General features: G+C 63.1%; 28 protein-coding genes and 1 pseudogene. 12 read left to right on the top strand and 17 right to left on the bottom strand.

Features of this window, described 5'->3' with window-relative positions; all coding sequences use genetic code 11:
• Window positions 1-13: 13 nt before the first annotated feature.
• From LB528_RS13235 to LB528_RS13230, 3 genes are all read right to left on the bottom strand, one after another.
• Window positions 14-952 (bottom strand): GlxA family transcriptional regulator, encoded by a 939-nt coding sequence (locus tag LB528_RS13235; RefSeq protein ID WP_263483932.1) that lies wholly within the window; start codon window positions 950-952, stop codon window positions 14-16.
• A gap of 305 nt (window positions 953-1,257) precedes the next feature.
• A complete protein-coding gene (locus tag LB528_RS30200) occupies window positions 1,258-1,392 on the bottom strand; it encodes a hypothetical protein (RefSeq protein ID WP_263483928.1) in 135 nt (44 codons plus the stop codon).
• 347 nt (window positions 1,393-1,739) lie between these two features.
• Window positions 1,740-1,925, bottom strand: a complete 186-nt coding sequence (locus LB528_RS13230; protein WP_095764923.1) for a hypothetical protein — start codon at window positions 1,923-1,925, stop codon at window positions 1,740-1,742.
• A gap of 220 nt (window positions 1,926-2,145) precedes the next feature.
• Here LB528_RS13230 and LB528_RS13225 point away from each other — a divergent pair, with 220 nt between their 5' ends.
• Window positions 2,146-3,045, top strand: coding sequence for a LysR substrate-binding domain-containing protein (locus tag LB528_RS13225; RefSeq protein ID WP_042645025.1), 900 nt, complete (start codon window positions 2,146-2,148; stop codon window positions 3,043-3,045).
• 1 nt (window position 3,046) lies between these two features.
• Here the strand turns inward: LB528_RS13225 and LB528_RS13220 are convergent, their stop codons facing one another.
• The 3 genes from LB528_RS13220 to LB528_RS13210 form a co-directional block, all read right to left on the bottom strand.
• A complete protein-coding gene (locus LB528_RS13220; RefSeq protein WP_224715212.1) occupies window positions 3,047-4,009 on the bottom strand; it encodes an alpha/beta hydrolase in 963 nt (320 codons plus the stop codon).
• 148 nt (window positions 4,010-4,157) lie between these two features.
• Window positions 4,158-4,307, bottom strand: a complete 150-nt coding sequence (locus LB528_RS13215) for a hypothetical protein (RefSeq protein ID WP_224715211.1) — start codon at window positions 4,305-4,307, stop codon at window positions 4,158-4,160.
• A complete protein-coding gene (locus LB528_RS13210) occupies window positions 4,307-4,492 on the bottom strand; it encodes a hypothetical protein (RefSeq protein WP_181174730.1) in 186 nt (61 codons plus the stop codon). Before LB528_RS13210 ends, LB528_RS13215 begins: the two co-directional genes overlap by 1 nt.
• A gap of 337 nt (window positions 4,493-4,829) precedes the next feature.
• On the opposite strand from LB528_RS13210, the gene LB528_RS13205 reads away from it, so the two are divergent.
• Window positions 4,830-5,852 carry an acyltransferase family protein gene (locus LB528_RS13205; RefSeq protein ID WP_224715210.1) on the top strand — a complete coding sequence of 341 codons (1,023 nt, stop codon included), beginning with the start codon at window positions 4,830-4,832 and terminating at the stop codon, window positions 5,850-5,852.
• Between the two features lie 110 nt (window positions 5,853-5,962).
• Here the strand turns inward: LB528_RS13205 and LB528_RS13200 are convergent, their stop codons facing one another.
• The gene (locus LB528_RS13200; protein WP_224511059.1) at window positions 5,963-8,032 is read right to left on the bottom strand and encodes an ASKHA domain-containing protein; all 2,070 of its coding nucleotides are present in this window, start codon (window positions 8,030-8,032) and stop codon (window positions 5,963-5,965) included.
• A gap of 89 nt (window positions 8,033-8,121) precedes the next feature.
• Between LB528_RS13200 and LB528_RS13195 the strand changes: the two genes are divergently transcribed.
• On the top strand, window positions 8,122-8,364 hold the full coding sequence (locus tag LB528_RS13195; RefSeq protein WP_224511061.1) for a hypothetical protein: 243 nt from the start codon (window positions 8,122-8,124) through the stop codon (window positions 8,362-8,364).
• A 79-nt stretch (window positions 8,365-8,443) separates the two neighbouring features.
• Here LB528_RS13195 and LB528_RS13190 read toward each other — a convergent pair whose 3' ends face one another.
• The 6 genes from LB528_RS13190 to LB528_RS13165 all read right to left on the bottom strand — a co-directional run bounded on the left by LB528_RS13190 (window position 8,444) and on the right by LB528_RS13165 (window position 13,135).
• Window positions 8,444-9,418 (bottom strand): methyltetrahydrofolate cobalamin methyltransferase, encoded by a 975-nt coding sequence (locus LB528_RS13190; RefSeq protein ID WP_095764928.1) that lies wholly within the window; start codon window positions 9,416-9,418, stop codon window positions 8,444-8,446.
• Between the two features lie 141 nt (window positions 9,419-9,559).
• Window positions 9,560-10,654: a methylenetetrahydrofolate reductase gene (locus LB528_RS13185; protein ID WP_224511063.1), complete on the bottom strand. Its 1,095-nt coding sequence runs from the start codon at window positions 10,652-10,654 to the stop codon at window positions 9,560-9,562.
• On the bottom strand, window positions 10,651-11,250 hold the full coding sequence (locus LB528_RS13180) for a methylenetetrahydrofolate reductase C-terminal domain-containing protein (protein ID WP_224715209.1): 600 nt from the start codon (window positions 11,248-11,250) through the stop codon (window positions 10,651-10,653). The genes LB528_RS13185 and LB528_RS13180 overlap by 4 nt, the downstream gene beginning before the upstream one ends.
• A complete protein-coding gene (locus LB528_RS13175) occupies window positions 11,243-11,545 on the bottom strand; it encodes a virulence factor (protein ID WP_224715208.1) in 303 nt (100 codons plus the stop codon). The genes LB528_RS13180 and LB528_RS13175 overlap by 8 nt, the downstream gene beginning before the upstream one ends.
• A gap of 135 nt (window positions 11,546-11,680) precedes the next feature.
• The gene (locus LB528_RS13170; RefSeq protein ID WP_224715207.1) at window positions 11,681-12,463 is read right to left on the bottom strand and encodes a formyl transferase; all 783 of its coding nucleotides are present in this window, start codon (window positions 12,461-12,463) and stop codon (window positions 11,681-11,683) included.
• Between the two features lie 96 nt (window positions 12,464-12,559).
• The gene (locus tag LB528_RS13165; protein ID WP_224715206.1) at window positions 12,560-13,135 is read right to left on the bottom strand and encodes a DUF4893 domain-containing protein; all 576 of its coding nucleotides are present in this window, start codon (window positions 13,133-13,135) and stop codon (window positions 12,560-12,562) included.
• 123 nt (window positions 13,136-13,258) lie between these two features.
• Here LB528_RS13165 and LB528_RS30545 point away from each other — a divergent pair.
• A pseudogene (locus LB528_RS30545) lies at window positions 13,259-14,166 on the top strand (NAD-dependent epimerase/dehydratase family protein).
• Between the two features lie 3 nt (window positions 14,167-14,169).
• Here the strand turns inward: LB528_RS30545 and LB528_RS13155 are convergent.
• The gene (locus LB528_RS13155) at window positions 14,170-14,811 is read right to left on the bottom strand and encodes a DUF1638 domain-containing protein (protein ID WP_224715205.1); all 642 of its coding nucleotides are present in this window, start codon (window positions 14,809-14,811) and stop codon (window positions 14,170-14,172) included.
• A gap of 53 nt (window positions 14,812-14,864) precedes the next feature.
• Here LB528_RS13155 and LB528_RS13150 point away from each other — a divergent pair, with 53 nt between their 5' ends.
• The gene (locus LB528_RS13150; protein ID WP_041003961.1) at window positions 14,865-14,999 is read left to right on the top strand and encodes an entericidin A/B family lipoprotein; all 135 of its coding nucleotides are present in this window, start codon (window positions 14,865-14,867) and stop codon (window positions 14,997-14,999) included.
• A gap of 85 nt (window positions 15,000-15,084) precedes the next feature.
• Here the strand turns inward: LB528_RS13150 and LB528_RS13145 are convergent, their stop codons facing one another.
• Window positions 15,085-15,783 (bottom strand): corrinoid protein, encoded by a 699-nt coding sequence (locus LB528_RS13145; RefSeq protein WP_224511077.1) that lies wholly within the window; start codon window positions 15,781-15,783, stop codon window positions 15,085-15,087.
• Window positions 15,784-16,053: 270 nt separating this feature from the next.
• Between LB528_RS13145 and LB528_RS13140 the strand changes: the two genes are divergently transcribed.
• The 6 genes from LB528_RS13140 (at window position 16,054) to LB528_RS13115 (ending at window position 22,622) form a co-directional block, all read left to right on the top strand.
• Entirely contained in the window at window positions 16,054-17,628 is a 1,575-nt protein-coding gene (locus tag LB528_RS13140; protein ID WP_224715204.1) for a trimethylamine methyltransferase family protein, read from the top strand.
• Between the two features lie 89 nt (window positions 17,629-17,717).
• The gene (locus LB528_RS13135) at window positions 17,718-18,407 is read left to right on the top strand and encodes a 4Fe-4S dicluster domain-containing protein (RefSeq protein WP_224715203.1); all 690 of its coding nucleotides are present in this window, start codon (window positions 17,718-17,720) and stop codon (window positions 18,405-18,407) included.
• A gap of 104 nt (window positions 18,408-18,511) precedes the next feature.
• Window positions 18,512-19,243: a dienelactone hydrolase family protein gene (locus LB528_RS13130; RefSeq protein WP_224715202.1), complete on the top strand. Its 732-nt coding sequence runs from the start codon at window positions 18,512-18,514 to the stop codon at window positions 19,241-19,243.
• 307 nt (window positions 19,244-19,550) lie between these two features.
• Entirely contained in the window at window positions 19,551-20,111 is a 561-nt protein-coding gene (locus LB528_RS13125; RefSeq protein ID WP_224715201.1) for an RNA polymerase sigma factor, read from the top strand.
• 2 nt (window positions 20,112-20,113) lie between these two features.
• Window positions 20,114-22,213: a vWA domain-containing protein gene (locus LB528_RS13120; protein WP_224715200.1), complete on the top strand. Its 2,100-nt coding sequence runs from the start codon at window positions 20,114-20,116 to the stop codon at window positions 22,211-22,213.
• 139 nt (window positions 22,214-22,352) lie between these two features.
• A complete protein-coding gene (locus LB528_RS13115; protein ID WP_224715199.1) occupies window positions 22,353-22,622 on the top strand; it encodes a hypothetical protein in 270 nt (89 codons plus the stop codon).
• A gap of 9 nt (window positions 22,623-22,631) precedes the next feature.
• On the opposite strand, the gene bmt is transcribed toward LB528_RS13115, so the two are convergent.
• Complete coding sequence (gene bmt / locus LB528_RS13110; RefSeq protein ID WP_224511092.1) at window positions 22,632-23,654, bottom strand: betaine--homocysteine S-methyltransferase; 1,023 nt, start codon at window positions 23,652-23,654, stop codon at window positions 22,632-22,634.
• Between the two features lie 219 nt (window positions 23,655-23,873).
• Complete coding sequence (locus LB528_RS13105) at window positions 23,874-24,731, bottom strand: helix-turn-helix domain-containing protein (protein WP_224715198.1); 858 nt, start codon at window positions 24,729-24,731, stop codon at window positions 23,874-23,876.
• 236 nt (window positions 24,732-24,967) lie between these two features.
• Here LB528_RS13105 and LB528_RS13100 point away from each other — a divergent pair, with 236 nt between their 5' ends.
• A complete protein-coding gene (locus LB528_RS13100) occupies window positions 24,968-25,981 on the top strand; it encodes a fatty acid desaturase (protein WP_224511473.1) in 1,014 nt (337 codons plus the stop codon).
• Window positions 25,982-26,009 lie beyond the last annotated feature (28 nt).

The raw sequence follows: 26,009 nt of genomic DNA, 5'->3' as shown, positions 1-26,009 counted from the left end.
CGCCTCTGCCTGCTTAAGCCGCCAGCAGTTGCTTGCGGTCGACGCGCTCCTGCTGCGGCGAGCGCGCATAGAGCTCGCGGTAGCATTTGGAGAAATGCGAGGCGGAGACAAAGCCGCAGGCGACGGCCACTTCGACCACCGGCATCGACGACTGGATGAGCAGGTGCCTGGCGCGGTCGAGCCGGATCTCCAGGTAGTAGCGGGCAGGCGAGCGGCCCATTTCGGTGCGGAACAGGCGCTCGATCTGCCGGCGGGACAGATCGACATGGTCGGCGATCTCGATCAGCGACAACGGCTCGGCAAGATTGGCTTCCATCAGCTCGATAATGGTGAGCACCTTCGAGTTCTGAACGCCGAGGCGGGCGCGCAGCGGCAGGCGCTGGCGGTCGGTCGGGCTGCGCACACGGTCGGTCAGCACCTGCTCGCAGACGCGATTGACGAGGCTCTCGTCGAAATCGTCGCCGATCAGCTTCAGCATCATGTCGAGCGCGGCGGTGCCGCCGGCACAGGTGTAGACGTTCTGGTCGACCTCGAAGAGGTCGGCAAAGACATTGGCCTTCGGGAATGCCTCGGAAAAGCCCGGCAGGTTCTCCCAATGGATGGCGCAGCGCTTGTTGGACAACAGGCCGGCGGCGGCCAGGATATGGGCGCCGGTGCACAGGCCGCCGACGGCGACGCCGCGGTTGTATTCCTCGCGCAGCCAGGCGAAGGCCGATTTGTTGTGGTAGCGCTCGACATTGATGCCGCTGCAGACGATCGCCATGTTCGGCCGATCCGGCCCGGCCATCTTTTTGCGCTCTTCCTCGAGCGAGGTGTTGACGGCGCATTCGACGCCGTTCGAGGCGCGCACCGGCTTGCCGTCTATGCTGGCCAGCCGCCAGCGATAAGCTTCATAGCCGAGCATTCTGTTGGCCGAGCGCAGCGGATCCAGCGCCGTCGCGAAGGCGATCATCGTAAAATCGGGAATGAGGAAGAATACAAACGATCTCTTGATCGGATGCTTTACGGCATTCACGGGGAAACCTCACGCAGCCATGACGCGAACAGGATGTCGCGAACAGCATAGCGACAACAGGAAAAATCATTCCTGTCAATCGGGTAGGCGGCTAAGTGAAGATTAAATTTGCGACACGGGTCGCAAATGGGCAATTCGTGCAACTGCAGGGCGGCTCTTCGCCGACGTCAGGTGGCAATGCCCAAATGAAAACGCCGCCTCGGCAAGCCGGGCGGCGTTGGAATTCAGCATGCCGAATTGTCTCAGGCGACGAAGCCGAGGCGGGCAGCAGCCATGGCGCCGGTCTGGCCGGGCATGGTCTTGGCAAGACGCTGACGTTCCATAGCGGTTGTCAGGTTCATTTCACGGCGGGTGAACAGGCGGGCAAAGAGCTTCATCATCGTCTCCATTTGGTTGCTCAGACGGGTCGCCTTCGCTTAATGGAGTGGGGCAGCTCGTTTTGGCTGACGGTGATATAGGCTCAGTTCAGCAAAATCTAAATCGCAAAAGCGAAGCGCTTGATATGAAAAGCGACATGGCTTGCGACATCCTTGGGCAGCGTGCCCAAAATTTTCCATTATTTTCGGGGGGTTAATAGGTCTGTTAACCCGCTATGCGGATGGCTCATATGCGTCATGCAGCAGCCGCATGGCCGGAAAAGTGGTTTGAATACAAACAAAAAGCCGTAAACAAAAAGGCCTGCCGAGCTGACGCGGCAGGCCTTCAGAACTTCATACACACTCGATTACTTTGCTCCGGCCCAACTTCCGACACCGAGGCGCAAGCCGGTCTTGGCATCGGCGGCTTCCGGCCAGCCGATATCCTTCTGCAGTTCGATCGGCAGCGCATGGATGGCGCGTTCGGTCTGGTAGCGGGCGCGTGCCGCGCTGAATTCGGTCGCAAGCCGACCGATGGAAGACAAGATAGACATTTCTTTCTCCTCTATGCGGGCAGGGAGGGCGCCCGTCATTGCGTTAAACCAAGTCTGTTTCAGCTTCATTTCACGTCGATTGCAGGACTGTGTCAGGGTCGTTTCATGGCTGCTTTTGGCAGCATCCTGTATCGATCGAGTTGACTATGCGCCTGGAGTGATGTTCAATCAAACGAAATGGAATGATGGATTGCATCAGAAAATTTGAAGGCAGGCTGCCATGAACGCCCCGCTCAATCATCCTTTGCCGCTGCTTGACCTCGATGTGCTGCGCACCTTCGTGGCGATTGCCGAGACCGGCAGCTTCACCACCGCCGCCAATGCGGTGTTCCGCACGCCATCGGCCGTCTCCATGCAGATCAAGAAGCTGGAGGATATCCTCGGCCGTTCCGTCTTCGCGCGCGACGCGCGTTCGGTGACGCTGACCACGGATGGCGAGATGCTGCTCGGCTACGCGCGCCGGCTTTTGTCGATCAACCGCGAGGTGGTGTCGAAGTTCATCATCCCCGACATCGTGGGCGTGGTACGGCTCGGTTCCCCCGACGATTACGGCGAGCGTGTGCTGCCGCATGTGCTGAAGCGCTTCGCCCAGTCGCATCCGTCGATCGCCGTCGACGTCACCATCGACCAGAGCATCAATCTGCGCCGGCGCATGGACGACCGCGCGCTCGACATCACGCTGCTCACCAATTCCTACAAGACCAGTGCGGTCGGCGCGGAGGTGCTTTTGACCGAGCCGATCGTGTGGGCCGGGGCCAAGGGCGGCTGCGCGCATCTGCGCGAACCGCTGCCGGTGTCGCTGTGGGAAGAAGGCTGCGCCTGGCGGGCCGGCGCCCTGGAAGCGCTTGGACGCGAGGGCCGCAACTACCGCATCGCTTATATGAGCGCCCACACGGCCGGCCAGCGTGCCGCGATCATGGCCGACCTCGCGGTGGCGCCGCTGCCGAAGTCCTTCCTCGGCGACGAGATGGTCTCGCTGGGCGCCAAGGACGGCATGCCCGAGATCGGCACCTACAACCTTGCCATGGTGGTGGCGCCCGATGCGAGCGCGCCGGTGAAGGCCGTGGCCGACCACATCCGGGCGACGTTCGAACTGTTCCGCGAGACCGGCAAGTTCTGAGCTATTCAGCCGCCGGTGCGGGCCGGGCTGCGAAATCAGCCTTTGTCCTGCGCCGGGCGCGAGTCCGGAGGGCTGCGGGAACGCTGAGAAAGTCGACGATGCTGTCGCGCGCGCGGCGCGCCTCGGGCATCTCGATCAGCGGCCAGACGTGGAACATGCCTTCCTCATAGACCACGTCCACCTCGACGCCGGCAGCGCGCGCGCGTTCGGCGAAGATGAGATTATCTGGTGTCAGCATGTCGCGTGAACCGGTCAGCAGCAGCGTCTTCGGCAGCACGGACAAGTCGCCGTAAAGCGGGCTGATGTGCCAGTCGTTGCGGTCGAAACCGGCGCTGTAGAGCCGCACCGCTTCCAGCCCACCCGGAATGCCCAGCCATGGATCCTGCCGCTCGGCCTCGAAGACTTCGGGATTTGCAAGCGAAACGTCGAGACCGGGCGAGATCAGTACATGATGCGACGGTGCCGGCAGGCCTTCCTCGGCCGCCATCATGGTCAGCACGACCGCCATGTTGCCGCCGGCGGAATCGCCCATGAAGATGATGTCCTCGGCCTCGGTCTCATCGAGCATGCGGCGGTAGACGTTGCCGACCATGCCGAACATGTCATGGAAATCGTGCTCGGGCGCTATTGGGTAGATCGGCACGGTGATGCCGAAACCGAGACGCTCGGCCATCTCGGCGATCAGCCCCCAATGGTAGGAGGTGATCTGAAAAACGTAAGCGCCGCCATGCATGTAGAGGATGCGCCGGCGCTCGCCCGCCTTCGGCGCGATCTCATAGACGGGAAAGCCGTCGATTTCGGTCTCGGTGATGTCTACCCGCGCCTTGAGCAAGGCCGGCGGATGATGGTCTTCGGTCTTGCGGGCGTAGGCGATCCAACGGTGCAGGTTCTCGGGACTGGAAAACGCCTTCTTGCGGCTGTGCCTGAGAACGAACGAAACGAGACGGCTTTTCAAGCTGGGCATGCGGATACACGCATTTCGGCAGAGCCGACTAAGAGAGTTCCCCCGCTATTCCAAGATTGTACCTCAGTTAAAAATGTCAAGGTTTAGCCGCTGGCGCATCGGCGTTGCGACGGTGGGAGTTCCTTGTTTGCGCGATTCGAACGGAAGGCTACGGCTGCGTCGCCGAGCCCAACCGCTGCGCACTTCTCCCGGCATTGCTCCAGCGCAGCGCCGCGCGCAGTTTGTTGTCGCCGGCAGCCAGGGCCGTATTGCGGCCCCGGCGCTTGCCGAGCAGCTTGCATTTGTCGGCGAAGGTCATCAGCGCGGCGTGCCTAGAAGCAGCGCGTGAAGGGCTGCCTGCGGGTCGCTCGGCGGCGAGGCCGGCCAGCCGATATCCTTCTGGACATGCGCCGGCAGATCGTTGAGCGCGCGGATCGCCTTGTTCCTGGCATGAGCCTGCCTGATGGTGACACCGAAGCGGCTGAGATTTCCAAACATCGACATTTTCATCTCCCTTGAAGAGCGTGGCAGCCGAAGTTGCATGTCTTTGTCCCAAAGCCGCGAAGCGCTTTTGGGCGATGTGCATAATCTTCAGCCGCCATGCGATGGCCGCTAAATGCGTCACGCATGTATCGGGTCGATTTCGCGAAAACAGCGTTTCGGTTTCGAGATCCCGCGGATCCGGAAACATTGCATTCAAATGATTGGGCAGACCGGCGCGCCCGTTTCAATCCGAATAGCTGCCATCGGTGGTTGACAGAGGCGAGCGGCTGCATTGTTATTGTGCAATGCGGCGTGGGGTATGTGCATCGCAGCATGATGCGATACGGGTCAGGGCATCGTGACGAGCATACATAGTATCCAATATCTGCGCGGCCTCGCCGCCTGCGCGGTCGTTTGCTTTCACGTCAGCGAGCAGTTCGGCGGTCCGCTCGACGTCGGGGCGGCCGGCGTCGACATCTTCTTTGTCATCAGCGGCTTCATCATGTGGGTGACGACGGCCGGCAGGCCGGCCGATCCCTGGCGTTTCATGGGACGCCGGATCACCCGCATCGTGCCTCTCTACTGGATCGTCACGCTGCTGACCGCGGCGGGCATCGTGCTCAAGCCGCAATTCTTCTACGGCCATTTCTTCAGTGTCCCGAATTTCCTGGGCTCGCTGTTCTTCCTGCCGGTCCTGCAGGAGGGCGCGCTGCATCCCATCGTCATACAGGGTTGGACGCTTTGCTATGAAATGATGTTCTATCTCGTTTTCACGCTTGTCCTGTTCCTGGGCGAGCGGTGGCGGTTCGGCGTTCTCACCGGCGCGCTTGTCGCCATCGTCGCGCTGCATTTCGTCCTTCCGGCCGGATATGCGCATGCCTTCACCGATCCCGTCGTGATCGAGTTCGCGGCCGGCGTCGTTGTCGGGCGCTTGTGGTTGCAAGGTGCCAGGCTGCCGCTCGGGGTGGGGCTGGCGATGGCTGGCGCGGGATTTCTTCTCCTTGCGGCCGGCCCACTATTCGATGCCGATTTGCCGCGTGCCTTGCGCTGGGGACTTCCGGCCGCATTGATCGTGGCGGGCGCGGTTTTTGCCGAGCGGGCGCGGCCGTTCAAGCCGGCTGCCTTGCCCACATTTCTCGGCGATGCGTCCTATTCGATCTATCTGTGGCATGTCGTGGTCGGCGTCCTGACGACTGGCGTCGTCTTGAGGACCGGCCTGCCGGCAGCGTTGCAGCCGGCGTCGATCCTGGTCGCCACGCTTGCCCTCTCGGCGATGCTCTATCTGATCGTTGAAAAACCATTGATCGGGCTGCTGCATCCGCAACGTCCCAAGAGCGCCGTCAAGGCAACCAACGCCGCGGCCGCAGGGGCCGCGGAATGAGCTGAAACGTTAGATCGGGATGACGTTTCGTTGACTCGCCATCCTGATCTAACTCTTTGTTGGAGCAGGATCTTCTCCGAAAACCGGTTTCCACTTTTCGGGATCATGCTCTAGCCGCGGCCGCGCCGTGCCGCGCGTTCCTCGCGCGAACGCCGGCGAGGGGCGGCATCGCCGGCGGCGCCGTCCTCGCCCACCGTCTTGCGCGGCGGCAGCTTCACCGCGGCCGCCAGCTTGGGGAAGGGGTCGACCTTGTTCGGCAACGCCATGGCGTAGACGAAGTGCTCCTGGAATTTCGGCTCAAGCGCCGTCTCGATCTTCTCGATCCTGCTCACCGTCTCCTCGATCTCGCGCCGATAGCCGCGATTGAGCAGCGCCATGCGCGCGCCGGCGCCGGCGGCGTTGCCGACGGCCGAGACCTTGTCGAGGTCGCAATCCGGGATGAGGCCGAGCACCATGGCGTATTTCGGATCGATGAAGGAGCCGAAGGCACCGGCGAAATGGATGCGGTCGACATGGTCGGTGTGCTGCTTTTCCATCAACAGCTTGGTGCCGGCATAGAGCGCCGCCTTGGCAAGCTGGATGGCACGCACATCGTTCTGGGTGATGGTGATCTTCGGCTCGCCCTCCTTCAGCACGTAGGAGAAGGTGCGGCCGTTCGGCACAATGCGCGGCGAACGCATGCCGAGCGATCCGTCGACGACGCCGTCCTCGGAAATGATGCCCGACAGGTACATCTCGGCGATCACTTCGATGATGCCCGAACCGCAAATGCCGGTGACGCCGGTCGCCTGCACGCTTTCGGCGAAGCCCGGCTGATCCGACCACAGCTCCGAGCCGATGACGCGGTAGCGCGGCTCGAGCGTGTCCGGATCGATGCGCACGCGCTCGATAGCGCCGGGCGCCGCGCGCTGGCCGCCGGAGATCTCAGCACCCTCGAAGGCCGGGCCGGTAGGCGAGGAGGCCGCGACGACGCGCGCCGAGTTGCCGAGCACGATCTCGGCGTTGGTGCCGACGTCGACGATCAGCATCATTTCGTCCTGGCGATGCGGCCCTTCCGAAAGGGTTACGGCGGCAGCATCGGCGCCGACATGGCCGGCAATGCAGGGCAGCATATAGAGGCGCGCGCCCTGGTTGAGCTTCAGGCCGATGTCGGACGCCTTGATGCGCACGGCGCCGGAGACGGCAAGCGCGAAGGGCGCGCCGCCGAGCTCGGTCGGATCGATGCCGAGGAACAGATGATGCATGATCGGATTGCCGACGAAGACGGAATCCAGGATGTCGGCGCGCTGGACGTTGCCTTCGGCGCAGACCTTGTCGACGAGGCCGGATACCGCCTCGCGCACCGCGACCGTCATGCCTTCGCGGCCGTCCGGGTTCATCATCACATAAGAGACGCGGCTCATCAGATCCTCGCCGAAGCGGATCTGCGGATTGGACGTGCCGGAAGATGCGGCGACGCGGCCCGACAGCAGCGACACCAGATGCATGGCGATGGTGGTCGAGCCAATGTCGCAGGCAAGGCCGTAGGCTTCGTTCTTCAGGCCGGGCCACAGCGCGATGACGCGCGCGATGTCGCTGTCGGCATCCTTGTGGATGGCAGCGGTGGCCGTCCAGTTGCCCTTGCGCAGGATGCCCTGCACCTGCGGCATGAGATAGAAGTCGAATTCGAGATTCTTGAAGCCCCAGTCCTTCATCAGGGCGATCTTGAGCCGGTCGAGATCGCCGAGGGGCTTGTGCATGTCGGGCTCCTCAATCTCGACATAGCACATGCGGATCGCCGTATCGCGGGCGATCACCCTGGTGTCGGCGTCCTTGCGGATGGTCTGCGCGTTGATGACCGTGTCCTGCGGCACATCGATGACGAGGTCGCCGAGGATCTGCGTCGAGCAGGAGAGGCGACGCCGCTCGGGCAGACCGCGCACGCGCTCGTAGCGTTCTTCCTTGGCGCCCTTGGGCGAGATGTGGTCATTGGACGAGACGATCTTGTGCTTGGCGAAATTGCCTTCCTGCACTTCGATCTGGCAGCGCCCACAAGTGGCGCGGCCACCGCACACGCTTTCGACATAGACGCCGAGCTGGCGCGCCGCATCGAGGACCGGCGTGCCGACCGGGAACCGGCCGCGCTTGCCCGACGGCATGAACAGGACGAGCGGATCGGTGATGTTGGGGGGAGGATTCATGCTGGCATGTGTCTCGATGGCAATTGCCGATGCCGTTTAACGGATCGTTTTACTATTGGGCGGAGAGTCCGTTGGTCCAGGGGCCAACCATGTCGGATCTGCTGCTCTCCGCCATCTTCACCGCGTTCACCATGGTGCGCGTGATCAAGGGCTCGTGGCTGCGCAATCCGCAATACCTCGCCACCGGGATTGTCGGCGCGATTGTCGGTGCGCTGCTGCTGCACGCGTACTGGCCCGCCCATGACGATGATTTCATCGTCGGCGGCGTGACGGGCATCTTCGGATCGTGGGCGGGAATGGCGTTGTTCGACGCCATATCGGGCGTGGTCTGAACGCAAAGCAGAGCTGTCCGAGCGCATCCGCGATGCGATCGGACCAGCATTGTTTGCGGTGGGGCTCACGGTTGCGCGCTTACCCCCTGGCCATGCGGGCTTCGCGGCCGCCGCGGCGACGGCCGCCATTGCCGTTGCCTTCGCCGGGCGCATTGACGGCTGTTGGAGCCGCAACCGCTTGGCCGCCTTCGGCCGGCTTGTAATCCTTGTAGGTGCGGATCCAGTTGGTGCAGTTCTCGTCGGTGCCGTTGAGCACATTGGCGCCGCGCACGGCTTCCATCTCCTGCGGCCGGACCGGGTTCATGATTGCCGAGGTCATGCCGGCGCCGATCACCATCGGGATGAAAGCGGCGTTGATGCCGTGGCGGTGCGGCAGGCCGAAGGAGATGTTGGAGAGACCGCAGGTGGTGTTGACCTTGAGTTCTTCGCGGAGCCGCCGCAGCAGCGCGAACACTTGGCGTCCGGCATCGCCCAGCGCGCCGATCGGCATCACCAGCGGGTCGACGACGACGTCATGCGCCGGGATGCCGAAATCGGCGCAGCGCTCGACGATCTTCTTGGCGACGGCGAAGCGGACGTCCGGATCCATCGAGATGCCGGTCTCGTCGTTGGAGATGGCGACGACCGGGACGTTGTATTTCTTGACCAGCGGCAGGATGGCCTCGAGCTTTTCTTCCTCGCCGGTGACGGAGTTGACCAGCGGACGGCCCTTGGCGACCTTCAGCGCGGCCTCGATCGCGGCGCTGACCGAGCTATCGATCGACAGCGGCAGGTCGACGAGGCCCTGCACGATTTCCAACGTTTGCACGAGAAGCGCCGGCTCGGTGGCATTGGGGTCGACGGCTGTGACGCCGGCATTGACGTCGAGCATGGTGGCGCCGCAGGCGGCCTGCTCCAGCGCGTCCTTGATGACGGTCTCGAAATTGCCGGCCACCATTTCGGCGGCCAGCTTCTTGCGGCCGGTCGGGTTGATGCGCTCGCCAATCACGCAGAAGGGCTGGTCGAAGCCGATGACGATTTCTCGGGTCGCCGAGGCGACGATGGTGCGGGTCATGCAATCTCTCCGTCGGGATATAAAGACTTCTTTATATCGTTATCTGATTTGGTTCAAGTGAATGCGTGCCGTCCGCGCTCTTAGATTTTAAGTTCATGTGTGTCGTTGCACCAAACCGGTTCCCGCTTTGGGCGACATACATCAGTGCGCGGTCTTCACCATATCCACCTGGGTTTCGGTAATCTCGTCATGCAGTATGTGGTCGAGCCGTTCGGCGACGATCTGATCGTCGCGGCGGATCTCCCGTTTCCAGGGCTGGCGGCCTTTCAGCACGCCGGATTCATCGACGATCTCGGCGACATATTCCTCCTGGCGATAGGCCATCACATGGACGCCGGCGACGCCCGGGATTTCCTTCACCTCGTTGATGATGTCGATGCAGAGCTGCTTGCCTTCCTTCTTCTGATCCTGCGCGCCTTCCAGCCGCTTGATCACCGCATCGGGGATGTGGATACCCGGCACGTTGGAACGGATCCATTTCGCGGTCTTGGCGGAAGCGAGCGGGCCGACGCCGCAGAGCAGGAAGAGCTTTTCTGTGTGGCCGAGGTCGCGCGCCTTCTGCATGAAGGCTTTGAACATCGGCACGTCGAAGCAATACTGCGTCTGCGCGAACTGCGCGCCGGCGGCGATCTTCTTGCCGAGATGGATCGGGCGGAAGTCGTAGGGCGGCGCGAAGGGATTGACCGCGCAACCGAGGAAAACCTGCGGTGGCGTCGTCAGCTTGCGGCCGGACAGGAACTTGCCGTTGTCGCGCATGATGCGGATGGTTTCGAGCAGCGACATGGAATCAAGGTCGAACACCGGCTTGGCGCCGGGCTGGTCGCCGGCCTGCACGCCGTCGCCGGTGAGGCAGAGCATATTGGCGACGCCCATCGCGGCGCCGCCCAGCACGTCGCCCTGGATGGCGATGCGGTTCTTGTCGCGGCAGGCGATCTGCATGATCGGCGCGTAGCCCATGCGGGTGAGCAGCGCGCAGATGCCGACCGAGGACATGTGGCAGTTGGCGCCCGAGGCATCGACCGCGTTGATGGCGTCGACCCAGCCGTCGAAGATCTTGGCGCGGTTGTAGACGTCTTCCGGATCGGCGCTGTCGGGCGGGTTGAGCTCGGTCGTCACCGCGAACTCGCCGCGGCGCAGCACGCGCTCCAGCCGGCCGCGCGAGGTGTGGCCGGGCAGGGGCTCAAGCGGCAGGTGGATGCCGGCCGGGTTCTCGTCGCGCTGGTGGCGGACGCTCATGCTGAAGCTCCGGTGTTCTGCTGGTTCTGGGCGGCTTCACGCGCTGCGGCGGCCTGCGCCGTCACCCTAAGCCATGCCGAGGTTTCGCGCAGCGACTGATCGACCGGCTTCTGCACGGCCAGGATCTTGTCGCCATGCACCATGTTGCGCGAGCCCTCCCAGGCCTTGACCCAGACGCAAGGCATGTCTGGCTCGACCTCGCAATTGCCGTTGGCGCGCACGCCGCCGCAGGGGCCGTTGCGAAGCTGCTTCGGGCAGTTCATCGGGCACGACATGCCGGTCGACGACAGGATGCATTGACCGCACATACGGCAGTCAAACATGAAGCCCTTGACGCGCTTCTCGATGAATTTCACCGGGGCTTCGACCCGGCTGTAGCCGATGCCCTTCCACAGAGGATGCAGGAGCAGGAAGGCATCGGCGAACCGGCTGTAGAACCATTCGAGCAGTCGCGAGTGCCGGATGGACCAGAGTCTGACGGCAAAAGTGCGCTGGACGCGCCGCTGCGGCGACACGTCGGCGGGCTTGTAGTCGGATTTCGGCGCTGCCTTTTTGACCAAGGTGGCCTGGGTAACCGTCGGCTGCTCGTCAGACATTTTCTTTCCCGCCAGCCTTGACCAGAGCGACCAGCCGCTCGCGGTCATATTTCGCGTCGAGTTCCTGAGAGGCTTTCTCGACCTCGGCCTCGATGTCGTCGCCGACCGGAACCGGGTCGGCCTTGCGCCATTCCGCCAGATAGTCGTCGGTGCCGCCAGCGCCGGTGCGCATGGCGCACATGTCGATCGCCTCAGTGAAGCGCAGCGGCAATTCGCGCTTGGCGTTCTGCCGGCCCTTCTTGACGATGACCTGGGCTGGGATGTCGCGCCAGTAGACGACGATCAGATCGGCCATGAATTCTCAACTCCTCGAAGTCATGGAGCATTGCCGCATGCGTGGTTGAGCCGCTTGTTATGGGACGACGCGCGCGCCTTCAAAAGCGACGCTGGCCATGACGCAAAGCGAATGCTGGATTCGGTTGCCGGCTGATCACCAGACGCGCTTGGTCAGGCCGGTCCAGAGGTAGAACCAGATCGTCGGGTGATACCATTGCTTCGACGGTAGGCCCGGATCGATCGTTTCCAGTCTGCCGGCCAGCGCATTGCCGACCGCCTCGACGCATATATCGCGCGAAAAGGCGGCCTGCCGCAGCGCATAGCTGGCGATCGTGTCGCCGGTCTTTGGCCTGCCGCGTGCCTGCTTCAGCACGCCGCCGGTGTCGACGCCGGCATCGACCAGGTGAACGGTGGTGCCGAAATTCCCTCGATCGCCGCAGGCCAGCGCCCAGTAGCCGCCATTCATGCCGCGATATTTCGGCGCGATGCCGGCGTGATAGTTGAGCACCGGGCAAGGCATCTTTGCCAGCGTATCCTTCGACAGCAGCCTGCAGCCGGCAAGCAGCACGACGCCAGGTTTGATGCTGTTGATTTCTTTCAGGCATTCAGGCGCGTTGGCTGAAGGCACATGGATGATCGTCTGGCCCTGCCGCGGCTCGGTCGCAAGCTTCTCCTCGGTGATCAGTCTCTCGGCATGACCGGCCAGGAACCGCTTGCCGAGTCTCGTCAGCACCATCGTGCCGAGCTGGCCGATGGCCGAGATCCAGCCCTGGCGTCGCGCGCGGCCGATGAGCAGGCGCTTTTTGGATTCAGCGGATTCGAGGATGACGCTGACAGGACCGACGCGGTCGGCAAGCGCATTGACGATGGCCCAGATATGCGGGCCACCTTCAGTGACGACCACGATCGGTCGCGTACTCGATTCCGACGCTGCCACGGCAAGCACCCGCTATGAAAATCGGGCGCATGCTATGCGGAGCGGGTTAATCCTTGGTGTGCCCAAGACCCTCAGTCAGGTGTTTCAGCGCCCGGTTCAGCGCTTGAATTCCATGATATCGAGCTTCGATTCGTAATAGGGCGCGGGGAATTCGATGCGCCATTCGCTGGCGCTGTTGCGAAAGGCGTAGCCGACCTGGTCGCTTTCGGGGCCGCTGCCATAGGGCTTGGCCTTGTCGTCATTGACCGAGAACGAGCCGAGATAGATGGCGCGTTTCTCGTTGTCGTCGAAGAAGCGGCCGGTTGTGCGCTGCGAGCCGCTGACCTTGGTAAGCCGCCAGCCGGAGCCGTCGTCGGTCACCTTGCACTTGAACCAACCATAGATGACGAGCGGGCTCAGGCCGCCTGCCTTGATGGTGCGGCACTTCCAGTTTCCCGTGAGGTCCTTGCCGGAGAAGGCGACAAGTGGCTTGGCGAGCAGGTCATCCAACTGCTTGACCTCCGACGGATTGCCGGCTTTTGCCTCCTCGAGGGCCGCCTTGCGCGTCTCGCCGTATCTATCCAGTCGCGTCTTGTCGGCGGCGGTGATCAGCTTCTGCACTTCGCCGTCGGCATGGGCGGGCAAGGTGAGGGCGATGAGGCCGAGGGCGGCAAAAAGCAGGCGAGGCGTCATGAAATGTGTTTCCTCAATCAATGGCTGGAACAGTTTTTCCATCGCTGGCGCACAACTTACCGGTTCGCCATCGCCTGTCATCCATGCTTAACAGCGTGAGCTCGAAAAATGGCGGTTTGATCGATGCGGATATTGCTCACGGGATCGTCCAGCTGGCTCGGCGGCGCGCTCAAGCCGAGGCTCGAAGCGCTCGGCCATGAGGTGGTCGGTCTCGATCCGGTTGCCTCGGCGCGTACGCAAGTCGTCGGCTCGATCGCCGATCGCGAGCTGGTCTTCGGAACTGTCCGCGACAATCGCATCGAGGCCATCATTCACAGCGGCGCGCTGCACAAGCCGAACATCGAGCATAATGAGAATACGGCCTTCGTCGCGGCCAACATCCAGGGGACGCTGAACCTGCTCGACGCGGCGGTTGCCTGCGGGTCGAGCGCTTCGTCTTCACCTCGACGACGTCGCTGATGATCTCGCAGGCGATCCGCGCCGGTTTCCAGGGCGGCGCGCGCAAGGCCGCCTGGCTTACGGAGGAGATGTCGCCGGAGCCGCGCAACATCTACGGCGTGACCAAACTTTCCGCCGAGCATCTGTGCCGCCTTTACAATCTTCAGCATGGACTGCCGGTCGTGGTGCTGCGCACGGCGCGCTTCTTTCCCGAAGCGGACGACCCGCATGCGATCGAGCAATCGGACGCCAACACCAAGGCCAACGAATTGCTGTTCCGGCGGCTGACGGTGGAGGATGCGGCCGAGGCCCATGTCGCGGCGTTGGACAAGGCGCCGAGCTTGGGCTTCGATATCTTCATCGTCTCGGCGCCGACGCCGTTCCGGCCGCAGGATTGCGCCGAGCTGATCGCCGACGCGCCGGCCGTGGTGGCGCGCTATTTTCCGGAATATCCGCGCCTTTTTGCCAAGCAGGGCTGGACGATGTTCTCTTCGATCGACCGCGTCTACGACCCGTCGCGGGCGAGGGAGAGGCTGGGCTTCGTCTGCAGGACCAGCTTTGCTGACGTGCTTGCGGCGCTGGAGCAGGCCTGAAGGTTAGGCGTCTCGTGCAGCGCCCTGCGCCGCCCGCGCCAGTTCGCCGGTCAGGTCGCCATAGCCGGTCGAGCGGCGCTCATAGGTGAGGCCGAGCATGACGGCGGCTTTCTCGGCGACCTTATCGAGCTCCGGGTCGTCGGTCTGGGCGAGATAGATCAGCTTCTCGTAGTTGCCGAAATAATCCTTGATCAGCTCGGGATGCCGGTCGAGGCCGAGCGGCTTGATGAAGAAGGCCTCGAACTGGCGACAGAGGAAGTCGGTCATGTAGAACGACATCATGTCGTCATCGGCCACCTTCGCATAGGCGTCCATGCCCTGGTAGAAGGCAAAGCAATGCGGTCCGGCCATGCGCTCGACGCCGTGCTTCTCGATGACGCGGTCGAGCAGGCCGCCGGTTCCGCAATCGGCGTAGCCGACGAAGATGCGCTGGTAGCCTTCGGCCTTGGCTTTCTCGATCGCCTTGTCCATCGCCGGGGCGATGCGGTCCGGATAGAAATGGAACTCGGCCGGCAGGCAGGTCAGCTCGAGATGGTCGAGCTTTAGCCGTTGCTTGACGGCCAAAACTTCGCGCGCAATCATCCCGCAGGCGATGACGAGCAGCCTGTCTGTTTGATTCGGTTCCGTTTTTTGCGTCTTGACCAAGTCGGGCCGGCTTTCGCTGCGGGGCTTAATATCTGTCGAGGGAGACACCGTCCATGAAACTGCTACGCATCGCGCCGATTGCCATCCTGGCCTGCGCGCTTGCACTCACCGCCTGCGCCAACACCATCCGGGGCGTCGGCAAGGATGTCAAATCGACGGCAAGGGCGGTCAAAGACACCGTCAACTGATCGGCAGCCTCGCCTATCATCTGGGAACAAAAAAGCCGCGCTGCAAGGCGCGGCTTTTCTTGTCGGTCCATCCTGATGCCCTGGGTCAGGCGGAAGCGCGAACGTTGTGCTTGCGCTTCATGTAATCCTTGGCCGTCTCCACCGCCACCGCGGCGTCGCGGCAATAAGCGTCGGCGCCGACGGCCTTGCCGAATTCCTCATTGAGCGGCGCGCCACCGACCAGCACGACATAGTCGTCGCGGATGCCCTTTTCCTTCATCGTGTCGATGACGACCTTCATATAGGGCATGGTGGTGGTGAGCAGGGCCGACATGCCGATGATGTCGGGCTGGTGCTGCTCGATGGCGTCGAGATACTTCTCGACCGCGTTGTTGATGCCGAGATCGATGACGTCGAAGCCGGCGCCTTCCATCATCATGCCGACGAGGTTCTTGCCGATGTCGTGGATGTCGCCCTTGACGGTGCCGATCACCATCTTGCCTTGCTTCGGCGCGCCGGTGGCGGCGAGCAGCGGACGCAGGATGGCCATGCCGGCCTTCATGGCGTTGGCCGAGAGCAGCACTTCCGGCACGAACAGGATGCCGTCGCGGAAGTCTTCGCCGACGATGCGCATGCCTTCGACCAGCGCTTCGGTAAGCACCTTGTAGGGCGCCCAATTACGCTCGAGAAGGATGTTGGTGCCTTCCTCGATTTCCTCCTTAAGCCCGTCATAGAGGTCGTCATGCATCTGCTGCACGAGTTCCTCGTCGGAAAGCTCGGAAAGGATGATCTCGTCGTCGGACATTTTTCTCGGGCTCCTTGCTGCTCGGAATGACTGCGGCAGCCTAAAAATCGATGCGCCAATACCTAACCCGCGAGGGCAAGCTAGCCATAGCTGATTTGCGACTTCCCGCAAAAGGAAAGCGACTGAAAAATTGGCGCTTTTCTTGTCGATTTTGCGACAGGCGTTGGCGCTGGCTGGCCGTTTCCAATAGGGTGCATGGCTACGATCCGGCAAGAAGCGGTGACGATGGGCCGCCCCAGCCAATTCAGGCCAAGTTATAGGAAGACGATCATGAGCGATAACGCGGCAGTCGAGCAGGAAGCGTCAGGTGGACGGCGCGGACGCGGCGCCAGCGGCGGCGCGGCGGCACGCCGGGCGGCCCGATCGGGCGGCGGCCCGGGCACCCAGCTCACCTACATCAAGCGCAAGATCAACGTCTATGAGGTCCTCAACGAGGAGGGGCTGGCGCTGATCGAGAAGAACACCGACACCGTGCTGGAAGAAACCGGCATCATCTTCCGCGATGACGCCGAGGCGCTGGCGCTGTGGAAAGAGGCAGGCGCCGACGTCAAGGGCGAGCGCGTGCACTTTCCCAAGGGCCTTTGCCGCTCGCTGTTGAAGACAGCCCCTTCGATCTACACCCAGCATGCGCGCAATCCGGAGCGCTCGGTGCAGATCGGCGGCAATGCAACCGTGTTTGCGCCGGTTTACGGCCCGCCCTTCGTGCGCGACCTCGACGGCAACCGCCGCTACGCGACGATCGAGGATTTCCAGAATTTCGTGAAGCTCGCCTATATGGCGCCGTCGATCCACCATTCGGGCGGCACGGTGTGCGAGCCGGTCGACGTGCCGGTCAACAAGCGCCATCTCGACATGATCTACGCGCATATTCGCTACTCGGACAAGCCGTTCATGGGCTCGGTGACGGCGCCGGAGCGGGCCGAGGACACGGTGGCGATGGCCAAGCTCGTGTTCGGCGACGACTTCGTCGAGAACAACACGGTGCTGACCAGCCTGATCAATGCCAACTCGCCGATGGTGTTTGACGAGACCATGCTCGGGGCGCTGAAAGTCTATTCGCGCCACAACCAGGCCTGCATCGTCACGCCCTTCATCCTGGCCGGCGCGATGAGCCCGGTGACGGTTGCCGGCACGCTGACGCAGGTGCTGGCCGAAGTGCTCGCCGGCGCCTCGTTCACCCAGCTGATCCGGCCCGGCGCGCCTGTGCTGTTCGGCACCTTCGCCTCGTCGATCTCGATGCAGTCCGGCGCGCCGACCTTCGGCACGCCCGAGCCGTCGCTGGTCTCCTATGGTGCGGCACAGCTCGCGCGACGGCTCGGCCTGCCATTCCGCACCGGCGGTTCGCTCTGCGCCTCGAAGGTCCCGGACGCGCAGGCAGCCTATGAGAGCGCCAACACGCTCAACTCGACCATCCTCGCCGGCACCAATTTCGTGCTCCATTCGGCGGGCTGGCTCGAGGGGGGGCTCGCCTCCTGCTACGAAAAATTCATGATGGACATCGACCAGCTCGGCATGCAGCAGAAGTTTGCCGAGGGCGTCGACCTGTCCGAAAACGGCCAGGCGATGGACGCCATCCGCCAGGTTGGCCCGGGCAGCCATTATCTCGGCTGCGACCACACCCAGGCGAATTTCCAGACGGCCTTCTACCGCTCCAGCATCGCCGACAACAATTCCTACGAACAGTGGCTGGCCGAAGGCGAGAAGACCGCCCCGCAGCGGGCCAATGAGCTTGCCCGCCGCTGGCTTGAAAGCTACGAGGCGCCGCATCTCGATCCGGCCATCGACGAGGCGCTGAAGGACTTCATCGCCAAGAGGAAGGGCTCGATGCCCGACGCCTTCACGTGAAAGGAGCCCGAGTCAGGCCGGGCTAAAGTCGCCAACATCATTCACAAGGAAGTCTGGCGGAGCGCGTTCTCCGATCCGGACCGGAAAGGATGACTTTTTCCCGCGGCACGGTCGAGGAGATTGCGGCCGCGCTCGCGGCCGACGGCCTGATCCTGCGCGGCGGTTTCAGCTTCGGCGACGATGAGATGGCGCCGGCCGGTCTTTCCGGCGCTCCAGCCAAATCGGTGCTGGTCATCGGGCAGGCGGGCGCGGCGCCATGGGCGCATTTCCGGCGCTGGCGGGAACGACAGGCGAGGGACATTGCCAACCCGCTCGACAGCTGGTCGCGCGAGCTGATCGGCGCGGTGGCGCAAGAATTCGGCGTCCGCGCCGTGTCGCCTTCAGACCGGCCCTATCTGCCGTTCCAGCAATGGGCGATGCGGGCTGAGGGGCTGAAACCGTCGCCGCTCGGCATCCTCATGCATCCGACCTATGGACTCTGGCATGCCTATCGCGGGGCCTTGCTGTTCGAGGACGACATTTCTCCCCCGGAAGCTCACGAAGCGATTCATCTTTGCGACACATGTGTCGCAAAACCCTGCCTGAAATCCTGTCCGGTGGACGCTTATTCGGTGGATGGCTTCGCGCACCAGGCGTGCCTGGTGCATGTGCGTGGCACGGATGGTGCACCCTGCCGCGCCGGGGGCTGCCTCGACCGCAACGCTTGTCCTTATGGCGCTAAGTATCGCTATCCGGCCCATGTCCAGGCTTTTCATATGGCGGCGTTCGCCGGACTGTAGGCATTCTTCCGAACCGCACGGAAACTTGACCGCGATCGAGAGGTTGCGGCTTGCCCTGCCGGGGGGCGCGGATATCTATCGCCTGGCAACCGGCGGAGCGCGCAATGACGAAGCAGGACATCGGGATCAAGACCCTGGACGGCACGGCGAAGGCACGGCTGTTTCGTCCAGCCGCGCCGGCCAAGGCTGGCGTCATCCTCTACATGGATATTTTCGGTCCGCGCCCGGCGCTCGACCAGATGGCCGAGCGCCTCGCGGAGCATGGCTATGCCGTGCTGGTGCCTGATCTCTTCTACCGCTATGCGCCCTATGGTCCGTTCGATCCCAAAACCGCCTTTGCCGAGGAAAAGACCAAGGCCCTGCTGTTGATCCTGAGCGGCGGCACGACGCAGGGCATGACCATCCGCGACGGCAGCGCCTTCCTCGATGCTCTGGCCGCCGAGGGGATCGCCGGACCTGTTGGCGTCGTCGGCTATTGCATGGGCGGCGCGCGGGCGCTGAACGCGGCGGCGAGCTATCCCGACCGTATCGCCGCCGCGGCGAGCTTCCATGGCGGCAATCTCGCCAGCGACGCGCCTGACAGTCCGCACCGCAAGGCGGCCTCCATCAAGGCGCGCGTCTATGTCGGCGTCGCCGGCGTCGACCGCAGCTTCCCGCCCGAGCAGTCGGCGCGGCTGGCGGAGGCGCTCAGGGTGGCAGAGGTCGACCACGTCATCGAGAACTATGTCGGCGTCGGCCATGGCTGGTGCGTCAAGGATCACAGCGTCTATGACGAGGCGGGCGCCGAGAGGCATTGGAAGCGGCTGACGACGTTCTTCAAAGAGACGCTGGGATAAGGTGTGCCGATATTCGGGTGAGGCCGGCCTGCAAATGGCGGTTTCCTGCGCTTCCGGTGCTCACGTACTTCAAGTACGCTCTTCGCCGGCTGAAGCCCTCATAAGTGTCTCCGCTCCATGGCGGCTACGGCCGGCGTAGGCCGGTTCTCGGAAACCGCCCAGTTTGGTCGCTTCGCGCCCGTCTTCGACTCCGGCTCGGCCTGACCCGAATCTCGACACACCTCGTCCATCGCGCCTAATTGCCTTCTCAAAAAATCTTTCCATCGCCCCAAGGATTGGTCATTAGCCTTCGTCCAACAGGCAAATGATGGCGATGATGCTGGACGACGGCGAAGCCTCCGATGCCGAACTGATCGGGCGGGCGAGGGGCGGAGACAGGGGGGCTTTCGGCAAACTGCTCGAAAGGCACTATGGCTTCGTCTATCGCGCCGCCTATCGCTGGTGCGGGCGCAAGGCCGACGCCGAGGACATAGCCCAGGACGTCTGTGTGCGGCTCGGCCGCGCGATCCGCGACTATCAGGGCAACGGCGCCTTCACGACATGGCTCTATGCCATGACGCTGAACGCGGCGCGCGACATGGTGCGCAAGCGCGCCCGCGACGTCGCCAAGACCGATGCCTATGGCGCCCATGCGCTGATCGCCGGCGAAGCGTCGGCGGAGAGCGACGATCCGGCCGAGGCGCTGTGGGCGGCGGTGCGGATGCTGCCCGACAAGCAGCGCGACGCGGTGCTGCTGGTCTATGGCGAAGGTCTCAACCACGCAGCGGCGGCGGAGGTGATGGCGATTTCGGAGACGACAGTTTCCTGGCACATCCATGAAGCGAAGAAACGGCTGAAGCTGCTGATGCGTTCAGCCGGGGAAGTGTGACCATGGTCGACGACAACGAACTCGAAAGGCTGCGCGATCTCGCGGTACCGGCGCCTGGCGGCGAGGCGAAGACGCGCGCGCTGGCCGCCGCAATGCAGGCCTTCGACTTGGACGAAAAATTTTCCACCGCCACCCAAGGATCACCGGCAGGCCTTCGTCTCACCGAGCGAGCAAGAATGCTCTGGAGAGACGTCATGCAACGGAAACTCATTGCCACGCCGGCCATCACCACGCTGGTCGCGCTGCCTATCGCCGGCTATGCCACTTTCGAGATGCTGAAGGACCACCCGCCCGTCGTCGGCGGCAACGGCACGGTCACCGAGAGCCTGGCCGACAAGCCGGCGGCGCAGACGCCTGCGCCGGAACAGCCCGCGATCAACGAAGCGCGGGCAGCGGCGCGGGCTAAAGAAAAGAAGACTGACGCGGACGCCGAGACCCGGGCCAACTCACAAATGGCGCCGGCGGTGCCGAAGCCGGCGACAGAGGTCGACGGCCTGCTCAAGCAGGAGGCTGCGCCGCAGGCCAAGCGCGCCCTGCAGCCTGCCGCGAGAGCCGATCAGGCGCCGGCAAGCAGCGCGGCCGCTATTCCGGCGTCTCCCCCGGCAATGGCTGATTCCAAGCTGATGGTGCAGCCCGCGCCCATGCCATCCGACCAGATGCAGCCGCAAGAGGAAAATCGCGATCGCATCGAGACGTTCAAGACCAATCCGGTGCATGAAACGGCGCAGGATCCGGTCTCGACCTTCTCGATCGACGTCGACACGGCCTCCTATTCCTTCGTGCGGCGTTCGCTGAAGGAAGGCAGTCTGCCCGACCCGGACACTGTCCGTGTCGAGGAGATGATCAACTACTTCCCCTATGACTGGAAGGGACCGGATTCGGCCGCGACGCCGTTCAACTCGACCGTAACCGTCATGCCGACGCCGTGGAACGAGCACACCAAGCTGATGCATGTCGCGATCAAGGGTTTCGACGTGAAGCCGGCCGAGCAGCCCAAGGCCAACCTGGTCTTCCTGATTGACGTCTCGGGTTCGATGGACGAGCCGGACAAGCTGCCGCTGCTCAAATCCGCGTTCAGGCTGCTGGTGAGCAAGCTCAAGCCAGACGACACCGTCTCCATCGTCACCTATGCCGGCAATGCCGGGACGGCGCTGATGCCGACCAAGGCGGCCGAGAAGCAGAAGATCCTTGCGGCCATCGACAATCTCGCGCCCGGCGGGTCGACGGCCGGCGAGGAAGGCATCCGCGAAGCCTACAAGCTTGCGCAGCAATCCTTCGTCAAGGATGGCGTCAACCGGGTGATGCTGGCCACCGACGGCGACTTCAATGTCGGCCAGACCGATGACGACGATCTCAAGCGGCTGATCGAGAAGGAGCGCAAGACAGGTGTGTTCCTGTCGGTGTTCGGCTTCGGGCGCGGCAATCTCAACGACCAGATGATGCAGACCATCGCCCAGAACGGCAATGGCACGGCGGCCTATATTGACACGCTGGCCGAAGCCCAGAAGGTGCTGGTCGAGGATGCTTCCTCGACGCTGTTCCCCATCGCCAAGGACGTCAAGATCCAGGTCGAGTTCAACCCGGCCAAGGTCTCCGAATATCGTCTCGTCGGTTATGAGACCCGCGCGCTGAAGCGGGAGGATTTCAACAACGACCGCGTCGACGCCGGCGATATCGGCTCCGGTCACTCCGTGACGGCGGTCTACGAGATCACGCCGAAGGGGAGCGGCGGCGAGCAGGTCGATCCGCTGCGCTACGGCCAGGCCAAGGTCGACAATGGCGGCGTCGCCAATGCCGACGAATATGCCTTCGTCAAGATCCGCTACAAGCTGCCGGACGAGAACGTCTCGAAGCTCATCACCACGCCGGTGACCGCCGCCAACGAGGTCAAGTCCTTCGACGCGGCTGGCACCGACCAGCGCTTCTCGATCGCGGTCGCGGCCTTCGGGCAGAAGCTGCGCGACGAGGATCAGACGGCGAATTTCAGCTATGACCGGATCGCGGAGATCGCCAACGCAGCGCGCGGCGCCGATCCGTTCGGCTACAGGGCGGAGTTCCTGTCGCTGGTGCGCCTGGCCTCATCGCTGGACGGCAATAAGTAGGCCATTGCGATTGACTGAGGGCCGGCGGGACAAAATCCTGCCGGCCTTTTTGCGATCGTTAAATTGTGCAGCTTTTCGGGAACTTCGCCGCAACCGAACTTCTGTTAGTCAATGCCGATAGAGATTTGAGGGATCAGCAGTGCATATCACGACAATCGGGAACGCGAACTCGACGGCGGCCAGTGCGCCGGCGCGGGGATCGTCCGCCGAATCCACTCGCATCAGGAGCGATGTCGATGCGGCCCGCAACACGGCGCTTTCGGCGCTCAATAACGACCGGTTTCGCGTGATGCTGGAGCAGATCAGCGATCCAGGCGCATCGGGCGCACTGGCGACGATGAACTCCGACAGCCAGAACGTCGTCGATTTCAATACGGCGCTGTCGCGCTACGCCGAAAACAGCAAATAAGCAGGCCTATCAGGCGCGGCTGCGCCTGCGTTCGCGCCTGCCTTCGCTGGTTTCGGCAATGTTTGCCGTCGCCATTTTGTTGCGCATCGGGCCGATGCGTTCGACGATCGTCTCTACGGTCGGGCGCTCAGCCTTGGTGTGGCTGTCGAGCGCCTTGCGCATGGCGGCAAGGTGGGCAAACGACGTGCCGCAGCAGCCGCCGACGATCTTCGCGCCGGCATCGACCGCCAGCCGCACATAATCGGACATCAGCTCGGGCGTGCCGGAATAGTGGATCTCACTGCCGCGGAATTCCGGAATGCCGCAATTGCCCTTGACGATCACGGTCGCCTCCGGCTTCGCCTCGGTCATATCAAGCAGCGAGGCGAGGATATCGGAAGCGCCGACGCCGCAATTGGCGCCTACGCCGAGCGGGGCCTGCGGCAGCCCGTCGGCGACGGCGTGGATGTCCTTCGGCAGCAGCCCCATCATGGTGCGGCCGGCGGTGTCGAAGGAACCGGTGTAGGTATAGGGCAGACCGACGCGGATGGCGGCCTCGGCCGCGGCGCGGATCTCGTCGGGCGCCGACATGGTCTCGATCCAGGCGACTTCGGCGCCGCCGGCCTTCAGACCCTCGATCTGCTCGGCAAAGGCATCGACGGCGTCGTCATAGGTCAGGGCGCCGAGCGGCACCAGCAGCTCGCCGGTCGGGCCGACGGAGCCGGCGACGATCACCTTGCGGCCGGCCTTATCGGCGACCGAACGGGCGATCTCGGCGGCGCGCTTGTTCAGCTCGTGCACACGGTCCTGCGCGTGATGCAGCTTGAGCCGGTGGCGGGTGCCGCCGAAGGAGTTGGTGAGAATGATATCAGCGCCGGCATCGACGAAATTCTGATGCAGGCTGGCAATGGTCTCGGGCGCCGTCTCGTTGAGCAGCTCGGGCGCCTCGCCGGCCGGCAGACCCATCGCGAACAGATTGGTGCCGGTGGCGCCGTCGGCCAGAAGCACGCCCTTTTCGGCCAGCAATGCGTGGATGGGATTGGTCGCGGTCATGGCCATAGCTTTCGTATTTGAAATTCAAATAACGATATAAAGAAGTCTTTATGTCTAGTCAACGAGCTTGCAGTCGAGAGGGACCTCACGCCGCCGGCGTGATCTCGACCTCGATCTCGGTGCGGGCGTTGGTCGGGTGGTGGACCGAGCAGGCGGTGACGACAAGCAGGGAGCTTCGACGACGAGCGTTCCGTCCGGCTGCGGCAGTGGTGCAGGTGATCAAATAGAGCCTGACGGGAAGGACATTGCGGCCAGCTTCTGCGCGAAGCTTGCCGCCTCGTGTGCGTTGATGTCGGCGGCGCGGATCAGATTGTCGAAATGGCTGGTGAGGGTACGGATCGGCTGGGTGGCGTTCAACACCAGATACATGTCGCCGACATAGATCGCAGCGCGGTAGGGGCCGAAGATGGTGTAGGGGATCGAATAACGCATGCGGCCATCATAAAGGAACAGCCGGAAAGTCGGGTAAAGGTCGTCGAGCAGGGCTGACATGTGCAGCAATTGCTTGCGCCTTTCGGCTTCCGGGAAACGGTCCCAGACACCCAGGCCGCGCGCGAAAATCTCCAGCGTGTGGCGCGGCATGCAGACCTCCATGTCGGTCTCCGGCCGCCTTGTATAGTCGATGCGGTATTGCGTTTCGCCGGCCTGCGCCTCGCGGCTCTTGTTGGTGATGCCGGCTTCGTATTCGACCAGCGCCTCGGTGCGCAGAAGGTCAGGAATGCCCGCCGGCACGTAGCGGATTTTGGTGCCTGCCGCCTCGGCATGCCACTTGGCGAGCAAGGTGCGGTCGAAGCCGTCCGGCGCCTCCTCGATCTCGAGGCTCTCTCTAATCTCGCCGGTGACGCCCTCGTCGTGGGAGAGGCCCAGCAGCCAGTCGAGCGACACCTTGAACTCGGCCGCGATGTTGAGAAGCGTCTCCGCGCGCGGCAGGCGGGTCGAGGCGCCGGAAAGCAGTTGCGAAAGCGCCGAGCGGTCGATGCCGACCGCCGTCGCGAAGGCCGATTGGTTCAAATCGGAGCGTGTCAAGAGCAATTTCAGCCGCTCCCTGAACAGGGTCGAAAGATCGCGCTTGTCCAAAACGCTGCTCCTGCTTCAGAGAGGATAAATTTGCGCCGGAGCCGGTCTAAACATGGCTCAGGCGGAAACGAATCCCCAGTTTGTTTACAATGTATAACATATGCGGCTAAAAATGCGCATTCGCAACAGTTTGTGCGCTTTCTCGCGTTGATGTAACAGCAGGCTCCTGACACAATGTTGTCAGGAATCGAATTGGTTCCGGCGACTGGAGGGCAGTGGTCGATAGCATGGCAAGCATGAATACCGGCATCAGCAAGAGACGCAGCAGTGCACCGGCAATCGAATGGCCGACGGTATTCCTCGCACTCTTCTGCTACGGCGCATGGTTCGCAATCGGCTTGTTGCTTTGGCCATCCTATCCCTTGATCGCTTTGATCGCGCTGGCGCTGATCCTGGCGCTCCAATCCTCGCTGATGCATGAGGTGCTGCATGGCCACCCGACCCGCAGTGCCAGGATCAACGAAGCCTTTGTCTTCCTGCCGATCGGGCTTGTCTGGCCGTTCCGGCGTTTCAAGACCATCCACCTGCGCCACCATGCAGACGAGCGGCTGACCGATCCGCTGGACGATCCCGAGAGCTATTACCAGGCGCTCTGGATGCATGAGGAACTGCCGCAGGCTATGAAGTTCCTGCTCAAGATCAACAACACCATGGTCGGCCGCCTCGTCCTCGGACCGTGGCTGTCGTCGGTCGGCTTCTTCATCGACGACGCCAGGCAGATCGCCGCCGGCGACCAGGCGATCCGCAAGGCCTGGCTGCTGCATGCCATCGGCATTGCCGTCGTGGCGCCGATCGTCACCTTCGGCTTCTGCATCCCGCTCTGGCTCTATGTGCTGGTGCCGGTCTGGCTCGGACAGTCGCTGATTTCGGTGCGCACCTATGCCGAGCATCAGTGGTCCGAGCATCCGGAAGGGCGCACCATCATCGTCGAACGCTCGCCGCTGTCGTTCCTGTTCCTCAACAACAACCTGCATTTCGTGCATCACAAGAGCCCGACGGTTGCCTGGTACAGATTGCCCAAGCTGTTTCGCGACCGGCGCGAGGAATGGCTGCGGATGAACAACGGCTATGTCTATCCGAACTATCTGGCGCTGATAAAATCCTATGCCTTCAGCGCCAAGGAGCCGGTGATCCATCCGGTGCTGCGTCGCGCGCCGGAGCCGGGCCGCGCCTTCAAGCCGCGCGTCAGGGCTCGAAATGTCAGCGGGCTTGGCACGGCGCCGGTTCCGGCCGAGCCGCCGAAAGAGTAATTTCGACTTTTCGCGCCCGGCTTTTTCG

The sequence above is a fragment of the Mesorhizobium sp. CA4 genome, assembly GCF_020165075.1.
Classification (GTDB): Bacteria; Pseudomonadota; Alphaproteobacteria; order Rhizobiales; family Rhizobiaceae; genus Mesorhizobium.
This window is presented reverse-complemented; position numbering and strand designations above follow the sequence as displayed.

What these genes read in the sequence shown, in the direction of transcription:
- LB528_RS13235 (WP_263483932.1), bottom strand. Translation starts at nt 952, where the DNA reads ATGATCGCCTTCGCGACGGCGCTGGATCCGCTGCGCTCGGCCAACAGA.
- LB528_RS30200 (WP_263483928.1), bottom strand. Translation starts at nt 1,392, where the DNA reads ATGAAGCTCTTTGCCCGCCTGTTCACCCGCCGTGAAATGAACCTGACA.
- LB528_RS13230 (WP_095764923.1), bottom strand. Translation starts at nt 1,925, where the DNA reads ATGTCTATCTTGTCTTCCATCGGTCGGCTTGCGACCGAATTCAGCGCG.
- LB528_RS13225 (WP_042645025.1), top strand. Translation starts at nt 2,146, where the DNA reads ATGAACGCCCCGCTCAATCATCCTTTGCCGCTGCTTGACCTCGATGTG.
- LB528_RS13220 (WP_224715212.1), bottom strand. Translation starts at nt 4,009, where the DNA reads ATGCCCAGCTTGAAAAGCCGTCTCGTTTCGTTCGTTCTCAGGCACAGC.
- LB528_RS13215 (WP_224715211.1), bottom strand. Translation starts at nt 4,307, where the DNA reads ATGACCTTCGCCGACAAATGCAAGCTGCTCGGCAAGCGCCGGGGCCGC.
- LB528_RS13210 (WP_181174730.1), bottom strand. Translation starts at nt 4,492, where the DNA reads ATGTCGATGTTTGGAAATCTCAGCCGCTTCGGTGTCACCATCAGGCAG.
- LB528_RS13200 (WP_224511059.1), bottom strand. Translation starts at nt 8,032, where the DNA reads ATGAATCCTCCCCCCAACATCACCGATCCGCTCGTCCTGTTCATGCCG.
- LB528_RS13195 (WP_224511061.1), top strand. Translation starts at nt 8,122, where the DNA reads ATGTCGGATCTGCTGCTCTCCGCCATCTTCACCGCGTTCACCATGGTG.
- LB528_RS13190 (WP_095764928.1), bottom strand. Translation starts at nt 9,418, where the DNA reads ATGACCCGCACCATCGTCGCCTCGGCGACCCGAGAAATCGTCATCGGC.
- LB528_RS13185 (WP_224511063.1), bottom strand. Translation starts at nt 10,654, where the DNA reads ATGAGCGTCCGCCACCAGCGCGACGAGAACCCGGCCGGCATCCACCTG.
- LB528_RS13180 (WP_224715209.1), bottom strand. Translation starts at nt 11,250, where the DNA reads ATGTCTGACGAGCAGCCGACGGTTACCCAGGCCACCTTGGTCAAAAAG.
- LB528_RS13175 (WP_224715208.1), bottom strand. Translation starts at nt 11,545, where the DNA reads ATGGCCGATCTGATCGTCGTCTACTGGCGCGACATCCCAGCCCAGGTC.
- LB528_RS13165 (WP_224715206.1), bottom strand. Translation starts at nt 13,135, where the DNA reads ATGACGCCTCGCCTGCTTTTTGCCGCCCTCGGCCTCATCGCCCTCACC.
- LB528_RS13150 (WP_041003961.1), top strand. Translation starts at nt 14,865, where the DNA reads ATGAAACTGCTACGCATCGCGCCGATTGCCATCCTGGCCTGCGCGCTT.
- LB528_RS13145 (WP_224511077.1), bottom strand. Translation starts at nt 15,783, where the DNA reads ATGTCCGACGACGAGATCATCCTTTCCGAGCTTTCCGACGAGGAACTC.
- LB528_RS13140 (WP_224715204.1), top strand. Translation starts at nt 16,054, where the DNA reads ATGAGCGATAACGCGGCAGTCGAGCAGGAAGCGTCAGGTGGACGGCGC.
- LB528_RS13135 (WP_224715203.1), top strand. Translation starts at nt 17,718, where the DNA reads ATGACTTTTTCCCGCGGCACGGTCGAGGAGATTGCGGCCGCGCTCGCG.
- LB528_RS13130 (WP_224715202.1), top strand. Translation starts at nt 18,512, where the DNA reads ATGACGAAGCAGGACATCGGGATCAAGACCCTGGACGGCACGGCGAAG.
- LB528_RS13125 (WP_224715201.1), top strand. Translation starts at nt 19,551, where the DNA reads ATGGCGATGATGCTGGACGACGGCGAAGCCTCCGATGCCGAACTGATC.
- LB528_RS13120 (WP_224715200.1), top strand. Translation starts at nt 20,114, where the DNA reads ATGGTCGACGACAACGAACTCGAAAGGCTGCGCGATCTCGCGGTACCG.
- bmt (WP_224511092.1), bottom strand. Translation starts at nt 23,654, where the DNA reads ATGACCGCGACCAATCCCATCCACGCATTGCTGGCCGAAAAGGGCGTG.
- LB528_RS13100 (WP_224511473.1), top strand. Translation starts at nt 24,968, where the DNA reads ATGAATACCGGCATCAGCAAGAGACGCAGCAGTGCACCGGCAATCGAA.